General features: G+C 38.8%; 11 protein-coding genes. 7 read left to right on the forward strand and 4 right to left on the reverse strand.

The genetic code is table 11. From position 1 onward, the window contains the following. Position 1 precedes the first annotated feature (1 nt). Both AC5SR4_RS07170 and AC5SR4_RS07175 read right to left on the reverse strand, forming a co-directional pair. A complete protein-coding gene (locus AC5SR4_RS07170) occupies positions 2 to 5575 on the reverse strand; it encodes an alpha-2-macroglobulin family protein (RefSeq protein WP_495358856.1) in 5574 nt (1857 codons plus the stop codon). Positions 5576 to 5688: 113 nt separating this feature from the next. Next, a complete protein-coding gene (locus AC5SR4_RS07175; RefSeq protein ID WP_495358857.1) occupies positions 5689 to 6765 on the reverse strand; it encodes an isoaspartyl peptidase/L-asparaginase family protein in 1077 nt (358 codons plus the stop codon). A 126-nt stretch (positions 6766 to 6891) separates the two neighbouring features. On the opposite strand from AC5SR4_RS07175, the gene amaB reads away from it, so the two are divergent. Continuing rightward, entirely contained in the window at positions 6892 to 8445 is a 1554-nt protein-coding gene (gene amaB, locus AC5SR4_RS07180) for an L-piperidine-6-carboxylate dehydrogenase (protein WP_495358858.1), read from the forward strand. Positions 8446 to 8774: 329 nt separating this feature from the next. Here amaB and AC5SR4_RS07185 read toward each other — a convergent pair whose 3' ends face one another. Together AC5SR4_RS07185 and AC5SR4_RS07190 are read right to left on the reverse strand one after the other, a co-directional pair. Then, on the reverse strand, positions 8775 to 9908 hold the full coding sequence (locus AC5SR4_RS07185) for an ATP-binding protein (protein ID WP_495358859.1): 1134 nt from the start codon (positions 9906 to 9908) through the stop codon (positions 8775 to 8777). A gap of 30 nt (positions 9909 to 9938) precedes the next feature. After that, positions 9939 to 10697, reverse strand: a complete 759-nt coding sequence (locus AC5SR4_RS07190; protein ID WP_495358860.1) for an SDR family NAD(P)-dependent oxidoreductase — start codon at positions 10695 to 10697, stop codon at positions 9939 to 9941. Between the two features lie 296 nt (positions 10698 to 10993). On the opposite strand from AC5SR4_RS07190, the gene AC5SR4_RS07195 reads away from it, so the two are divergent. The 6 genes from AC5SR4_RS07195 to AC5SR4_RS07220 all read left to right on the forward strand — a co-directional run bounded on the left by AC5SR4_RS07195 (position 10994) and on the right by AC5SR4_RS07220 (position 18130). Beyond that, positions 10994 to 12103: a DUF4382 domain-containing protein gene (locus tag AC5SR4_RS07195; RefSeq protein ID WP_495358861.1), complete on the forward strand. Its 1110-nt coding sequence runs from the start codon at positions 10994 to 10996 to the stop codon at positions 12101 to 12103. Positions 12104 to 12294: 191 nt separating this feature from the next. Further along, positions 12295 to 13296, forward strand: coding sequence for an AAA family ATPase (locus AC5SR4_RS07200; protein ID WP_495359166.1), 1002 nt, complete (start codon positions 12295 to 12297; stop codon positions 13294 to 13296). A 79-nt stretch (positions 13297 to 13375) separates the two neighbouring features. Next, positions 13376 to 14242: a DUF58 domain-containing protein gene (locus tag AC5SR4_RS07205; RefSeq protein WP_495358862.1), complete on the forward strand. Its 867-nt coding sequence runs from the start codon at positions 13376 to 13378 to the stop codon at positions 14240 to 14242. 123 nt (positions 14243 to 14365) lie between these two features. After that, positions 14366 to 15955, forward strand: a complete 1590-nt coding sequence (locus AC5SR4_RS07210) for a hypothetical protein (protein ID WP_495359167.1) — start codon at positions 14366 to 14368, stop codon at positions 15953 to 15955. Beyond that, complete coding sequence (locus AC5SR4_RS07215) at positions 15955 to 16962, forward strand: vWA domain-containing protein (protein WP_495358863.1); 1008 nt, start codon at positions 15955 to 15957, stop codon at positions 16960 to 16962. Before AC5SR4_RS07210 ends, AC5SR4_RS07215 begins: the two co-directional genes overlap by 1 nt. Positions 16963 to 17086: 124 nt before the next feature. Further along, entirely contained in the window at positions 17087 to 18130 is a 1044-nt protein-coding gene (locus tag AC5SR4_RS07220) for a vWA domain-containing protein (RefSeq protein ID WP_495358864.1), read from the forward strand. Positions 18131 to 18132 lie beyond the last annotated feature (2 nt).

The following is an 18132-nucleotide window of genomic DNA, read 5'->3' on the forward strand; positions in this document are numbered from 1 at the left end:
ATCACTTCTCAATTGTAACCCACTGGCCTTTAGTTCTCACCAAATAATCATTGTCATACATCGCTTCGACCTGAATACCTGGTAAATAGTAAGTGCCCAAATACGATGCATTCAACATCACACTAAAGGTTTTGGTACGTTCTTTACCACTTTTCCCTAAATCAAAATAGAAGTTTACCCGGTCGTCGCGTATGTCGGTGTAACGTGCCTGGCTTACAGTGGTATCTCCAAAATCTGTGAAACGGGTATTAACAATATCCCAACCCGATGGGAACAATTGTGTAAGCGCCACATCGTTTACAGGTTCGCTCTTTAAATTACTAACACTTACCAAGGCAATAAGGTCTTGACCTTGCTTAAGAGTAGCAACGTTTAGGGCATTCCCTTTTAAATCGGTGTATTTTATAGAAACACTTAAACCGCGTTGCTCCACGAGTTCCTGACCTAAAGGTAGCTTGCCTGAGTTTAAGATACGCACATACACCACATTGCTTATGGCATTGTTAACAGAAACGGTATTATTTCCATCAACCACAGCTACTTCACGTTGGGCAACCGCTTGCTGGGTATCTATGGTTTCGGTTTTACCATTAAGGGTGTAGTTTACTTTCAAAGCTTTTCCACCATTAACTTGTACCATTTTTGCCATGGCTAATAGGCTGTAAGCAGTAGTTTGGGTGCTCATCCAACGGTTGCTAGATAGGTCTTTAGCAATATATTCTGCAAGTTCGCGCTGTTTTGGGTTTTTGGTAAGCACCATGGTTTCCAGTGCCATGGCACGATTTCTATCCACAGAGCCATAGGTATAATAACTATAAGCGGATGGCTTGAAAAGAATGTTGGCTAACTGTGAAATGGCATCACTAGCTTCTTTTTGGCCTACCAGCGCATAGGCTGCGGCTAAGCGCCATTTAGCCTCGTTGGATAGTTCTGAGAATTCACGCAACCTGTTCATAGATGCTAGGTCCGGGCTTCCTGCTAGAGCCAGCGTATAAAGGCGGTAGGCCTGTGCCAAATCAGAGTTGTAATATTGGTAACTGGGGCGCCAATTACGTGCTGCCTCTTTTTGGTACTGTATCCAGTTACTCTTAAGGGTAAGTGGTAGTAAATAACCTTTCTTTTCGGCCTCTATCATAAAATGTCCCGCATAACTAGTGCCCCAATCACTGGCAGTGGATTCGCCTATCCAATAGCTCATGCTTCCATTAGGGTTTTGAAAATGACTCAGGCGGGTAATGGCAGTTTTAATATTGGCTTCTATAGCCTGTTTTTTATCGTATGTCAAATCAAAAATATCGTTGAGGAATAACTGCGGAAAGGCACTTGAAGTGGTTTGCTCAACACAACCGTGCGGATATTGAATGAGGTATTGCAATCTACGGGTGAAATCCATAGGGGGCAGAGTAGAAAACTCAATAGTAGCTGTATTGGTGCCCGGTTCGCCAAAAGTGGCAAAATCCATGGCCATTGTGGCATTGGATCCCAAGGTTTTGTCTATGCTTCTTGTGGTGAAGGGGTTCGGGTTTACCACATCTATTTCTATCTTGTGGGTAGAAGTTTCGCCATTACCATTGGCAACCACCTCAATGGTACTGATGCCTTTGGCTTTGCTAACATCCAATTCAAAATAAGCTATTTGTTCGTCAGGTTTTACAAAGGTCAGGGTTTGGGTTTGGGTGCCTACAATGCTAACGCCCTCACTTAATTTTAAACGAAGGTTTACGGTTTTCACTTTAGCTTCCATAGCAAATACCGTTACAGGCAGGGTCACTTTTTCACCGGGACTCAGTTTGCGCGGTAAACTTGCCAATACCATCAGTGGTTTTTTTACGGGTACGGCTTTATCCGTATTGCCGTAAGCTTCAGTTTTTGAGTTTCCGGCTACCACCATAGCACGTACCGAACCAATATAGTTTGGCATTTTAATACGGTGTTTGGCATGTTCACCAGCTTGGAGTTCAAAAGGACCTAAATAGGTTACAACGGGTTTAAAACGGTTAGCCTTTTTATTTTTTCCGGCAATGGCACTGCCATCGCCACCAATGGCAAACACCTGGTCGGTGCTGCCACTATAGGCGCCAATCACATCATCAAACACATCCCAGGTTTTTACGCCCAGGGCTTCGCGCGCATAGAAGGTGTCCCAGGCATTGGGTGTTTTAAAACGGGTTAAATCCAACAGGCCTTCTTCTACCACAGCAATAGTATAGGTCATCTGCTTCTTATTTTTTTCTGAGACTGTTATCTCATAAGTTTGCTCAGGCTTTAATACATCGGGCATACTTAGTTGAGGTTCTAATTTAGTTTTGGGATCTTCAACCATTATAGGAATCACACCATACAAACGAATGGGCAAATCATTTTCAGTAATTGCATGGGGTTGTAACAAGGAAATATTGATGAATACATTGGGGGCCATACGTGATGTAACTGGAATCTCTAGAGTGGTTTCGCCTGGGTTTGTTTCAACCCAGTTATAATTGAGGACTTCAGTACCATTTTCAATACTCACCAATGCCCTGCCTTCACTACCCGATTTAAAGGAGACCTTTGCAGTTTCACCTACTAGATACTGGTTCTTATCGGCTGAAAACACCAACATTTTAGCAGCTTCTTTGTCTCCTGCAGGCATATACCAGTTTTTATAGAAATAAGCTGTACGTCCAGTGGCATGACCACTTATGGGATCTGAAACTCGAATTAAATAGCGACCGCGTTCGTTTTCGGGAATGGTAATGTTAAAGTGCCCTTTTCCATTGCTATCGGTATTAACGGTAGTATCTAAATATGGTCTGTGATAGGTGCTCGACACATAGCTTGACAAATTATCGTACGAGGCATTCCACCACCAGCGCCACTCTATTTTATAGACTTTTACCTCAAGGTTGTTGCGTTGTATGGGCTGCCCTTGGGCATTGACCACAACTACATCAAAAGTTTGGTTTTCATCGGTATAGAAGGAACCATAATCGTTACCCTTGGGCGAGCGTAACCCTACAAACGACTCATAAGGAGCATAGGTTTTGGTAAAGGCATCCATGGAGAAATCGCCACCATTCTCGAAGGCTCGGACTAAAAACTGGACATTGAGCATTCCAGGAGCATTTTTTCCAACCTCAAGTTTGCTCTTTATGTTTGCAAGACCATTTTCGTTAACTTGGCCTTTAAATACATTAACCTCTTCGGTAGAGAATTTACGCGTGGGATCATTAAAAGTATAGGCTTTGTAGTTTTTGAATCCTGTATGCGAAGTGCTAAACTTGGCTTTTATCTCGGCCTTTAAGTTTTTACCAGGAGCACCGTGTAACCAAGCCACATCCAGAGTCCCTTTTAAAGGAGCTTTACTGGTAAGGATGTCGTTTTCAAAGTTAACATTGATCTTTAAACGATTGGGTTTAACCGTTTCTATTTTTAAGCTTTTGTAGAATGCTGCACCACCAACAGATATCCTGGCGTTGTAGGTTCCTGTTTTATCTTCGGAGGCAGTTGGTACAGTAAAAGTGTAGAAATTGTTGAGGTTTTTGGCTGTTACCTGTTTAAAAACAAGTTTGCCATCAGGGTCCGTTACCTCCAGTTTTATTGGATGGCCTTTGGGTAATTCATTGACCATATCATTCAAAATAAAGGTAAGATGTAGAGAATCGCCAGGACGCCAAACACCACGTTCTCCATAAAGGTAACCTTTAAGACCGCGTTGGAGCTTGTTGCCTGAAACATCGAACTTACTTAAGGATAGTGAGTTGCCATCGGCCAGTTTTACATAGGTGGTATTTCGCCCTTTGGTAACAGTGGCAAAGGCTGCATTGTGAGTCAAATCAAAAAGCGTTAAGCCATCTTGGTCTGTAGTACGTCTGGCTAATTCTTGTTGCTGGAAATTATAAAGTCTTATAGTAGCATTGGCTTCAGGTTCAGTAGTTAAAATGTTAGTAACCGCAAAGTAATAAGTGTTGTTGGTGCTTTGTTTAGCAATAACCCCTAAATTGGATGCCAACAAGTTTTGTGAAACGATACGATTATCATTGTAGTAAGCACTGTGACAAGGATTGTCGCGTTCATTCCAGTTATAACTTCTGTCTCTATAACTATAAGTTAAATGATCCCAGTAAGCCTCTTCTTTTAGGTCTTCGTCTTCCGTAGTAAAATCTTGGTAAATTGGGTCATCATAGGCACCTTCATCATAATAAGCCTCATAAGTATTCTCATCATTATCAGCTTTCGAATTGTCTAGTTGGTCCGTACAATTGTAGAGTGAATAGTCTTTTTTGAAGCTCAGTTCTACACGGTAAATAGCACCTGCATCGGCTTTAAAGAATTTGGATAAATCAATACTGTAGGCTTTCCACTTACCCGTATTCTCAGTCTCGTTTTCTAAAGTAATGGTTTGTTTTGCTATACGACGTCCAACCTTTCTAATGGCATAATCGTTGTCACTATTTAAATAGTCGTCTTGTAAAAACTGCAAAATGTTATCTTCAAATATTTTAATGATTCTAACATCAACAGCCTTAAGATTCACAGCTTCAAAATTGAACTTTAATTCTTGCGAGTTGGGTAAAATAGTGCCGTTGTTGATAAGTTTAACTTGAGGTTTTAGAGCTTCAAATAATAAGGTTTCAGAAAAAGGGGTTTTCAGTTTAAAGGCGTCCTGATTGGCAATGCCCTGAAAAATATCTACTTGAATATTGCCAACCAATTTAGTATTTGGGTACACTTTTAAAATATTGCCATCTACAATGTATTTGGGATTTTTTACATGTTGAATAGAGACCAGCCCATCAAAGTTCTGTTGTTTTTTTAAGGGGTCGGAAAAGTTTATGGATAAATACTGCTCGGGAAATTGAACCACTTTTACATCTACTATGGTAAAATTGTTGATCCCTGGAATTAGCAGGGTGTTTTCTCCTTTACTAGTTGCTTTAATAGGTTTACCGTCCCACTGTACCAGTAGGTTACTATCATCTATTTTGCGGTGAATACTATCAATCTTAAACTCGAAAACCTTGGCATTTTCTGAATATTCATTAAACACAAGGTTTAGTTTTTTGCCATCCTGTGAAGCATGGATCAATTGCTTGGCATCTTTTAAAGAGAGAACGTCCGCCGAACGTATCATGGCATTTAAATATTGCCATTCTTTACTGTAGGATTGTAACTGTTGGGTCACTAAGGTAAAACCAGGTGTTATGGTTTTAAATTGAAAGGTGTAGGTATAAAAATCTTTGGGAATATCCTTATAAATAGCATTTAGTTTTACTGTTACAGTATATTCGGTTGCGGGGTCTAGATATTCGTCTGGGGTGAACACAAGGGTGTGTGCATTAACTACGGTAAGACTTCCTTGTACATGCGGTGTTATGCTAACAATATTATCGGTAATTTTCTGGCCTATTTCCCAACCAGCAACATCATTGGCTAAATTAATTTGTATGGGATCTGCTACCGATACCATATTGGAGGTGGTATAACTAATATAATCTCTAAATTTAAAAATGTTATCGGTTTCTACGGTTTTCTTTTTACAGGATAGTGCTAATAGGATGAGCAATATAAAGGCAAGATATTTTTTTAAAGACATGGACGGATGTATTTAATAAATTAGACTTAAAGATAAGAAGTGTAGGTGGTTTCTTAATTAATGTAATTACGTTTTTATTTATATGTTCAGATTATTCACGGTTGTTAAATATGTCATAAAGTTTTGTCATTATAAATACCCAAGGTTAACACCCCTTCTTGGTTTATGTAGGCCCTAAACATACCAGCGGTATTAAATTCGGCTACCATGTTGCCTTTGGCATCTATAGCTATAATACCACCATCGCCACCCAATTCGGGCACTTTTTTCTGGATAACTTCTTTAGCGGCTTCCTTTAGGGATAGTCCCTTGTAAGCCATAAGCGCCGAGATATCATAGGCCACCATACCTCTAATAAAGAACTCTCCCCAACCTGTGCTAGAAACGCCACAGGAATTGTTATTGGCATAAGTGCCAGCTCCAATAATGGGCGAGTCACCAATACGTCCCCAACGTTTATTACTCATGCCTCCCGTTGAAGTACCGGCCGCTATATTACCATGTATATCAAGTGCAACACAACCTACGGTGCCAAATTTAGAGTCTTTAATTTGGTCATCATAAAAGGGTTGGGTGTATACTTGTTTAGAAGTCTTTTGTTTAGTGGCTTTAATTCTTTGAAGTGACTGGAATCTATCCTCAGTATAAAAATAATCTGGACTAACAATAGTCAATCCTTGTTCTTCAGCAAAGGCTTCGGCACCAGCACCAGACAGCATCACATGGGGCGAATGGTCCATAATGGCTCGTGCTAAATCTATGGGGTTTTTTACTGTTTTAGTGCCTGCAGATGCTCCCGCATTTAGGGTTTTACCATCCATAATGGACGCATCGTGTTCATTGGTGCCTGCATTGGTAAATACAGCGCCCTTTCCAGCATTAAATAGAGGCGAATCTTCCATAACATTAATGGTTTTTTGTACGGCATCTAAACTACTGCCCCCATTTTTCAAGATGTTATACCCCACTTGAATAGCTTCCCTTAATTTTAGTTTATAGGCGGTTTCCCGTTCTGCGGGCATGTTTTCTTTTAAAATGGTACCTGCTCCTCCGTGTATAATTATAGAAAAACGTGGCATACTATCAATTGGTTTTTTAGTGTTTGTTATGGATGAAGGTTCAATAGTTGCCTTATTTTTACAGCTTAAAAGAACAAAGCAGCAGGCAGTTAAGAAAATAAGATATTTCACGGCTTAATTTTTAATAAAAAAATCACCTTTAAAGATACAGTATTTAGAAATGAAGTCTGTAATCAAAACAAGTTTTTATTAGTATCTTTACCTCAAAATTAAATAATTCGTAAAAATAAACGCAATATGGAGGCAGTTACTGCAGATTTCGAAATAAAGCAAACCTTGAGCCAGCTAGGTGTTAAAGCGATGAACTTGGGAAGTTCAACGGGGTCTAATAACTTTGGAAATGGCGATGTAATAGCGTCGTATTCACCAGTGGATGGACAACTAATAGCTAGTGTTAAAACTACAACCAAGGCCGATTATGAGGCTGTTATGGAGGCGGCCACAAAAGCCTTTAAGGTTTGGCGCACCATGCCTGCGCCACAACGTGGAGACATTGTACGCCAGTTTAGTGATAAGTTAAGAGAAAAAAAGGCAGCCTTGGGCAAATTGGTATCTTATGAAATGGGTAAAAGTTACCAAGAAGGTTTAGGTGAGGTGCAGGAAATGATTGATATCTGTGATTTTGCTGTGGGGCTTTCGCGTCAGCTTCATGGGTTAACCATGCATTCCGAACGTCCGGGCCATCGTATGTACGAGCAGTACCATCCGTTGGGGGTTGTGGGGATTATATCCGCCTTTAACTTCCCTGTAGCCGTTTGGTCTTGGAACACGGCTTTAGCATGGGTGTGCGGCGATGTATGTGTTTGGAAACCCAGTGAAAAAGCACCGCTTTGTGGCATAGCTTGTCAGAATATAGCGGCAGAGGTTTTTGCGCAAAACAATTTACCGGAAGGCATTTCATGTTTAATTAATGGCGATTACAAAGTGGGTGAATTCATGACGAAGGACACACGTATACCATTAGTTTCGGCGACTGGAAGTACCCGAATGGGTAAAATAGTGGCACAGGAAGTAGCTGCCCGCTTAGGGAAAAGCTTATTGGAATTAGGAGGTAACAATGCTATTATAGTAACACCCGATGCTGATATAAAAATGACCGTTATAGGAGCTGTTTTTGGTGCTGTTGGTACTGCAGGACAGCGTTGTACCAGTACCCGTCGTTTAATTATTCACGAATCTGTTTACAATAAAGTTAAAGATGCCATTGTAGCAGCTTACAAACAATTACGGATAGGCAATCCGCTGGATGAAAATAACCATGTGGGTCCTTTAATTGATACCGATGCCGTAAATATGTACAATAAGGCGTTGGAACAAGTTGTAGAAGAAGGTGGCCATTTGGTCGTAGAAGGCGGCGTACTTTCAGGAGCAGGTTATGAAAGTGGCTGTTATGTAAAACCAGCTATAGTTGAAGCCAAGCCTGAGTTTAAAATTGTACAGCATGAAACCTTTGCGCCGGTGCTGTACCTATTAAAATACACAGGGGATGTTGAGAATGCCATCAACATTCAAAATAATGTAGCACAAGGCTTGTCTTCTGCCATTATGACGAATAATTTACGAGAAGCAGAGCGTTTCTTATCTGTTGCAGGATCCGATTGTGGTATTGCTAACGTTAACATAGGAACCTCAGGAGCCGAAATTGGCGGCGCCTTTGGTGGCGAAAAAGAAACCGGTGGCGGTCGTGAGTCGGGAAGCGATGCATGGAAAGTATATATGCGTAGACAAACCAACACCATTAACTATACCACAGAACTACCCTTGGCACAAGGTATTAAGTTTGATTTGTAGGTTATAAAAAACATTAAGAATATTAAAATCTGTTATACCCAAAGTATGGCAGATTTTTTATTACCTTGTAATTGTTGTCTCTTTGTGGAAGGTTGAGTAAAGAGCCAGTAGTTGAACAGTATAGGGGGTCACTATAGTGATTATAGAAGGATAATTATAAGATAAATAACAAAGCCATTTAAACTAATAAACCTTGCCCCAAACCCAATAAATGATTTCCTGGAAGAAGCAAGGTTATATCTTAAAAAGATTAATAGCGTTACAAAAATAATATTTTTTTCTTATCAATAGGCGTTTAAAAGTTAAATTAAGATTAAGTGTACGTTATCTTAGCTATATTTAACTTTTCGTAATATTCGCATGGACTCTTTGTATAGCCGGTCCAGTTCATCACTATAAGCTTTTAAGTAAGGTTTTGCTTCTTGAAGCTTATCAATAGCTTCATGAAACAGATTAAAATAGCATATCAAATACGTAACAGGCAGGCTCTTTAAATCGGCAGCCTCATGCTTGGTTAGTGTCAGGCCCTTTTTAAGCTTGTTTAAAATCGTGTTATTGGTATTATATATATGGTGTAAAATGCGTTTATCGTATTGTGGAGGCTGAAACAACAGTTTGGTATTGATAGAATAGTTAGCGTTGTTTTCAAACTTAATTACGGTTTCCTCTAGTTGGTAGTATTTATTAACGTTTTGAAAGCCTAAATTAACATACTCAATAATCTTAAAAGAATCATCATTTATAAAAATAGCCACCTCGTCTAGAGCCGAGAAAAACAAACGTACTTGTTCGTTGATCAATTCAATATCAACCCGAGAAAAGAAAGTCTCGTCCTTAACCACTTTTTTTTGCCCAGCCCAACATACCACAAAGTACTCCATAAAAACCTTGTATTGCGGATTATAATCTTGGCGCTTGTTCATAAAATCGAACACACCATTTAAGGTATGCTCAATATTATTTTGGGCATTATTCTCAATGGCCTTAACAATTTTAGAATTAATGTCCTTTACCTCAATATCGAATACCTTCGGCATGCTCATGCTGCCATCCCTAAAAAACACTGAACCGCCATAGTATTTCCAAATGTTTTTCCTTAGGGAGGTTAACTTGCCAGTAGGTCTAATGGTTACCAAGCCCACCACCTTATCATCTTTTAGGTGCGGGAAAGGGATGTTTTCATATTGTACAATAGGCGGATTGGTTAAGTAGGCATTGATGAGGTTTTGAATTTTACTATCGTCAAAAAAGTCCACACCAACAATAGTGTTGTCACTGTCCTCAACACCAATAACAATATAGGAGTTGTTTTTTGGGTTGCTATTGGAAAGCGCACAGATGTGCTTTAAAAACTTGGCCTTACCTTCCTTAAAGCTAATATCAATTTTACGCTTTTTATCGTAAAAGCTGTTTTCGTCGTTATGCGCTAAAAGATGTTTTATAAGGAGGCGTTTGTTAATCATAGCAACTTCCTGTGAAAGCAGGAATCTTTTTTAATTAGTTTGCTTATTCACAATCGTAGAACTTGCTTGGGCACTCGGGTATATCAACATATCAGCAATATTTACATGGTCAGGTCTTGAGATAACAAAATAGATAATCTCAGCAATATCTTCTGCTTGTAATGCTTTAAAACCTTTATATACGTTTTCGGCACTTTTGGTATCACCTTTAAAGCGTACCTCTGAAAACTCGGTTTGGACTAGCCCGGGGTTTATGGCACTTACTTTAATACCAAAAGGGTTTAAATCAATCCGCATGCCCTCGGTAATTGCTAATACAGCATGCTTACTGGCACAGTATACATTGCCTTTTGGGTAAACTTCCTTACCAGCTGAAGACCCAATATTGATGATATGTCCAGCTTGGCGTTCTGTCATTTGTGGTATAATGGCCTTGCTAACATATAATAGGCCCTTAACATTAATATCCATCATGGCATCCCAGTCTTCAGTATTGCCATCATTTATAGGGTCTAAACCATGGGCGTTTCCAGCATTATTAATCAGAATATCAATCGGTTTAAAGGCATCGGGAATAGAAGCAATAGCCTTAAAAGTAGCTGCTTTGTCACGCACATCAAAATTAAGGATGTGTACATTTGTTAAATTTCCTAAAGCTTCTTGTATAGTGTGCAGGCGCTCTAAACGCCTTCCACATAAAATAAGTTGAATACCATTTTTAGCAAACTCGTATGCAGTTGCATATCCAATTCCACTTGTAGCACCAGTAATAAGGGCTGTTTTTGTCATGTTGTTTAAGCGTGTTTTATGGCCTGTTTATCGATAGGCTAAGTAAATTAAAGATGATTTTTGCTATTCACATATAAAAGTACTTAAAACAGATTTAATATCGTAAACTTGTTTATTATTTATACACGCTCCAAAGTTAAAATAACAGAAAACCCAAATCTTCTTAACGGGCTGTAAACAAGATTTTTATACAATGCTTACAGGATGTTTTTAGTGGTAGCCTAAAGGTAATATAGTCCAAAACAGTTATAAGGCCGTATATACAGAAGTACGAATTTAAAAAAAGCAGAATATTTATGAAGACAGTTAAAATTTTAAAAGCATTTATTTTTTCCATGTTGTTAATTGCCTTTGTAGGGTGCGACGATAATGACTCTGGAAAAATAAATTCAGGAGATCCCACAATTTCAGTTAAACTAGTTGATGCGCCTGGCGAATACAAGGCCGTTAACGTTGAAATTGTAGACGTTATGATTAAGATGGATGACAATAGTGATGACGAGAACGGATGGATGTCGCTTGAAGCACAACAAGAAACCGTAAACCTATTGGACTTTACAGGAGGCGTAAGCAAAGTACTTGTAGACAGGTTTCCAATACCAGCAGGAACCCTAACACAAATGCGATTGGTATTGGGCGATGGTAATACTATTGTTATAGAGAATGATGAAGAGGTTGATGAAGAATTTGACCTTAAAACCCCCAGTGCACAGCAATCGGGTTTAAAACTTAAAATAGATGCTGTTATAGAAGAAGGATTTACATACGATTTTGTTTTAGATTTTGATGTAGATAAGTCCATAGTTATGGCCGGAGCATCAAGCAACATTATTTTAAAACCCGTACTTTATGCAAGTGCCGAAGTAAGTTCAGGTATTATTGAAGGTAATGTTTCGCCAATGGATGTACCGTCTATGGCATCAGTTTTAGTTGATGACATGGGTAACGACGACCCAACGGATGATTTTGTAATTACATCGCCTACCGATACAGAAACAGGTGCATTTGCCCTTTGGGGTGTGCCAGCAGGAACCTATGAGGTTATGGTAACTCCAATAGATGAGGAATCTGATTATTCTTATGGAAGTGCTATGGATGTGGTAGTTACCAACGGAGAAATAACTACGATTGCCGATCCTATTGAATTGATGATGAAGCCGGGGTCTATTACAGGTACAGTGCTTGGATTAACAGAAGGTGTTACAGCAACTGCAACCATTATGGTTGATGGTAACCCAGTAGCCGATGAAACCGACGAGTCTGGTGTTTACTTAATAGAAGATGTACCCGCTGGAACTTATACCATGACGGTTAGTGCTACAGGTTTTGTATCGCAAGATGTGGAAGTTACTGTAGCGGTTAATGCAGAAACTCAAGTAGCTGATATAACCTTAGTAGCCGAGTAATAAATAAGATTTAGTAAGTAATAACCAATAAAAGCAACGCGATTTCGCGTTGCTTTTTTGTTTTAACCAATTATTAACGCCCCTTAAAAATTATTTTAACCAATTGTTAACAGCCATCAAAGAAAAATTTTAACAATTTGCATTGCTCAAATAAGCGCGGTATATTCGGGCTTTTATAAAAACAAACAATGATGGAAGATACTAGCACAATTGATATTAAGACAATTAATGAGAAAATAGAAAAGGAGAGTGCTTTTGTTGATTTACTAATGCTAGAGATGAACAAAGTTATCGTAGGGCAAAAGCATATGGTAGAGCGCTTGTTAATTGGCCTTTTGGGTCAAGGACACATATTATTGGAGGGGGTTCCAGGATTAGCAAAAACATTGGCTATCAATACGCTGGCGCAAGCAGTGCATGGTAGTTTTAGTAGAATACAATTTACCCCAGATTTATTGCCGGCAGATGTTACAGGAACCTTGATCTATAATATGAAGGTCAATGATTTTTCCATTAAGAAAGGGCCCATATTTGCCAACTTTGTCTTAGCCGACGAGATTAACAGGGCACCTGCCAAAGTCCAGTCTGCCTTACTCGAAGCCATGCAGGAAAAACAAGTAACCATTGGTGATGAAACCTTTCAGTTAGATCCCCCATTTTTAGTAATGGCTACACAAAATCCTGTAGAGCAAGAAGGGACCTATCCTTTACCAGAAGCTCAGGTAGACCGTTTTATGCTTAAAACGGTTATAGACTATCCAAAAATTACTGAAGAGCAACTCATTATGAGAGCCAATATGAAAGGTGCTTGGGAAAAAGTAAACCCAGTGGTGTCTTTAGAACAAATACTAAAAGCACAAAAAGTAGTAAGAGAGGTGTATATGGATGAAAAAATTGAGAAATATATTCTAGATATCATCTTTGCCACCCGTTACCCAGAAAAATATAAACTCGCCGATTTAAAACCACTTATTTCATTTGGGGCTTCACCTCGTGGTAGTATCAATTTAGCATCAGCAGCCAAATGCTATGCCTTTATTAAACGCCGCGGTTATGTTATTCCAGAGGATGTTCGAGCTGTAGTGTACGATGTGTTAAGACACAGAATAGGCATTACTTACGAAGCCGAGGCTGAAAATGTCACTTCAGTAGATATTATCAATAAAATAGTAAACGAAATAGAAGTACCATAGGATTTCAGATTTTGGAATGACGAATGACGATTTTAGAGCGTAAATCGTAAATCAAAAATCTACAATCGTAAATGACTAAATGGATACAAAGGAATTACTAAAAAAAGTACGGAAGATTGAGATAAAGACACGTCGGTTGTCCGATCATATCTTTGGAGGCGAATACCATTCTACCTTCAAGGGGCGTGGTATGACCTTTAGTGAAGTCCGCCAGTATCAATTTGGTGATGATGTTAGGAATATCGATTGGAATGTTACCGCCCGTTATAACGAACCCTATGTAAAGGTATTTGAAGAAGAGCGCGAGCTCACCATGATGCTTATGGTGGATGTTTCGGGCTCTGAGTTATTTGGCACCGACCAACAGTTTAAAAATGAGGTGGTAACCGAAATAGCAGCCACCTTGGCCTTTTCGGCAACACAAAACAATGACAAAATCGGACTCATTTTGTTTTCCGATAAAGTGGAACTTTACATCCCCCCTAAAAAAGGACGCTCTCATGTATTGCGTATAATTCGTGAACTCATTGAGTTTGAACCCGAAAGTAAGCAAACCAATCTGGCCGAAGCATTGAAGTTTATGCAAAATGTGATGAAGAAAAAAGCCATTGTATTTGTACTGTCTGATTTTATTGCAGACGATTACCACCAAACCATGAAGATTGTTTCAGGGAAGCATGATGTTACGGGTATTAGGGTGTATGATAAGCAAGAAGAAACCATCCCAAATCTTGGTGTGGTGCAAATGCTGGATGAAGAAACTGGCGAATGGATGTTGGTAAATACAGCATCTAAAAAAGTAAGGCTCAACTATGGTAAATTCTATCAAGAAAAAGTAGGTTATTATAAAGAGAGTTTTAATAAATCTGGTGCCGGCACTATAGATTGCCGTGTAGATGAAAGCTACGTAAAAAAGATGTTGGGTTATTTTAAACGAAGAGGCTAGTTTTAAGTGAAAAGTGAAAAACGAAAAGTGAAAAACGAAAAACAGAAGGTGAGAGGTATAGGTTATAATAAAACAGGACTATTTATAAAGACCAGAGTTATCCGTCTTTGCGCTCTTTTCTCTATGCTCTTCTCTCTATTCTCTATTTCATCACACGCACAAGTAAAAGCTTCTATAGACTCAACCGCCATAAAAATAGGACAGCAAATAACCTATGAGATTGCTGTAGAAACAGATTCTACAAACCTAGTGGTGTTTCCCGAAGGACAAAGCTTTACGCCGCTGGAAATGATTGAATCGTACGATATTGATACCATTAAGAACAAAGACAAATTCAATCTCATCAAAAAATATGGTTTAACCCAATTTGATTCTGGAGCCTACACCATCCCCAGGCAAAAAATAATCATTGGCAATAAAACCTTCTTTACCGATTCGTTAAAAGTAGCCGTTAACAATGTGGTTGTCGATACCACTAAGCAAGGCCTTTACGATATTAAGCCCATAATAGAGGTAAAGAAATCCACGGGTAATTGGTGGAAGTACCTGTTACTAACCCTTTTAATAGTAGGTATTATTGCATTTTTAATGTATTGGTTTATTTGGCGAAAAAAACCGTTGACCGAAGCCGAGCAAATAGCTTTATTACCGCCTTACGACCGTGCTAAACTCGCTTTAAAAAAGCTGGACGAGAGCCATTATTTAGAAACGGAGTCTATTAAGGAATATTACTCCGAGCTCACGTTCATCATTAGAAAATACCTAGATGAAAAAGTTTACGACCGTGCTTTAGAGAGTACTACAGATGAGTTGATAAGCAGACTTAAATTATTAAAAGAGGCCAACCAGGTAGATATTAGCAAAGAAGATATTAAGAATTTAGAAAGCATTTTAAAACGGGCCGATTTGGTAAAATTTGCCAAGTCTGCTGTAGATAAAGAGCTTGCAAAAATAGATAGAGACACCATTGATGTTGAGATAGACCACGTAAAAGAAGCCCTGCCTGAACCTACCGAGGAAGAAAAACTTTTAGACCAAAAATACCGGGAAGTACTAGAACGTAAAAAGAAACGCAAAAAGATTATCATAACAGTGGTTCTTGGGGTGTTGTTGTTATTTGCAACCTTTGTAGGGTTTGGTATTAAGTATGGGTTTGGTTATGTAAAAGATACCATTATCGGTCACGATAGTATTGAGTTATTAGAAGGTGAGTGGGTAACTAGCGAGTATGGATTTCCACCCGTTACTATAAGCACTCCTAAAGTGTTGCGCCGGGTAGAGCTGCCTATGGCAGATGAAATGAAGGCCCAAGTAACACAAACCACCTTTGCTTACGGAACTTTGTTGGATGTATTCAGTATTTTTGTAAATACAACAGTATACAAAAACCAGCAAAACAACAAGATCGATTTAGAGCAGGCCTCAGAACGCAGCATTAAGGGTATGGAGGCCCAAGGCGCCCAGGACATTGTGGTGCTTAGGGATAAATTTGTAACACCCAATGGTGCAGAAGGTTTAAAAACCTATGGCACCTTAAAGGCTAAAAACCCTGTAAGCCAAAAAACCCAAGATGGTAGCTATGTGTTATTGCAGTTTACTTCACAAAATGTGCTACAACAAATAGTCATTACTTATGCAAATGACGATGCATATGCCGACCAAATTGTGGAACGTATTTTAAATTCCATAGAACTTAAAAAAGACGAAGACTAATGTTAGAGGGTATAGAGTTTGTAAATAAAGAATTTTTTTGGTTACTATTGGCATTACCACTGGCTGTGATATGGTATTTATTCAAACATAAAAAGCAAACAGCCGAGCTTAAAATATCCAGTTTAAAGGGCTTTAAGATTACCAATTCCTGGTTACCTAAATTAAAACATGGCTTGTTTATATTGCGTTTGTTAGCGTTAACATTATTAATTATGGCCTTGGCTAGGCCACAAACCGTAGATGTATCTACAAAAACCAAGACCACCCGTGGAATTGATATTGTTATGGCCATAGATGTATCGGCCAGTATGTTAGCCAAAGATCTATCGCCCAACAGGCTAGAAGCCCTTAAAAAAGTAGCAGCCGAATTTATAAAAGACCGCCCAAACGATCGCATAGGTCTAGTGGAGTATGCAGGCGAGAGCTATACAAAAACCCCTATTACTAGCGATAAGGCTATTGTATTACGCTCACTAAAAAGTATTAAATACAATACCATTATTGAAGGCGGAACGGCTATTGGAATGGGATTAGCCACATCGGTAAACCGATTAAAGGATAGTAAAGCTACCAGTAAAGTGATTATATTATTAACCGATGGGGTTAACAACTCAGGATTTATAGATCCAAAAATAGCCAGTGAATTGGCTGTAGAATACGGTATTAAAACCTATACCATTGGCTTAGGAACCAACGGTATGGCCTTATCGCCTGTAGCTATAGACCCTAGAACAGGTGATTTTCAATATGCGCGTATTCAAGTAGAAATTGATGAAACTTTGCTTAAGGAAATTGCCGAAGTTACCGGAGGGAAGTATTTTAGAGCAACCAATAACAAAAAGCTTGAAGAGATATATAGTGAAATCAATAAACTAGAAAAAACAGAAATAGAAGAGTTTAAGTTTTATAACTATGATGAGAAGTACCGCCCCTTAGTAATTTTGGCAGGCATGCTATTGCTTCTGGAATTACTGCTAAGGTATACGGTGTTTAGAAGTTTTGTGTAATTAGAGAAGAGAATAGAGAGAAGAGAATAGAGAAGAAAGAGCCAAAGGCTAAAAGCAAATAGCCAACAGCCAAACAATAAAAAATAACAACAATTTAAGCCTAAAGCTTATAGCTATAAAATAAATGTATCAATTAGAAGAAAAAATATGGTTTTGGGTATTGGGAGTTATTCCAATAATAATGCTGCTTTTTCTAGTGCTCCAGTTTTGGAAATACAGGGCCCAAAAAAAGTTTGCAGATAAGCAATTGCTTAAAAGATTAAGCCCCAACACGTCCCTGTTTAAAGCCATTTTAAAAGTAGTGGTTTTAAGCTTGGCATTTGCTTGCCTATCCATAGCCTTGGTAAACCCCAAAATAGGTACAAAGCTAGAAACCGTTAAGCGAGAAGGGGTAGACATAGTGTTTGCTGTAGACGTTTCCAAAAGTATGTTGGCCGAAGACATTGCTCCTAACCGATTGGAAAAATCAAAACAATTGGTAACGCAAATCATTAATAATTTAGCAAGCGATCGGGTAGGGATTATTGCCTATGCCGCCAAGGCATTTCCGCAATTGCCTATTACAACAGATTATGCTTCGGCTAAAATGTTCCTTCAAAGTATGAATACCGATATGCTATCATCGCAAGGAACCGCCATTAACGAAGCTATTAAGTTGGCTACCACCTATTTTGATGATGAAGAACAAACCAATCGAGTGCTCATTATTATTTCAGATGGCGAGGATCATAGCGAAGAAGCTGCTGCTGTAGCCGAGAAGGCCAATGAAGAAGGTATTCGAATTTTTACCATTGGCGTGGGTGATGTAAAAGGAGGTCCCATACCAGAAAAACGAAATGGGGTGGTTTTAAATTATAAAAAGGACAGTAATGGCGAAACCGTTATTACCCGCTTAAATGAAGAAACACTTAAAAATATAGCAGACGAAGCCAATGGCATTTATATAAATGGAAGGAATACCAACGAAGTGGTCGAGAATATAGGTGAAATTTTAAATGGCATGGATAAAAAAGAATTTGAAACCAAGCAATTTGCAGATTTTAAGGATCAATTTCAATGGTTCTTGGGTTTTGCTGTTTTCTTTTTATTGTTAGATATTTTCTTATTGGAACGTCGCACTGCATGGTTGAAAAAGTTGAATTTATTTAATGAAGATGTTCAGCAATAATG

The organism is Aestuariibaculum scopimerae (genome assembly GCF_059428085.1).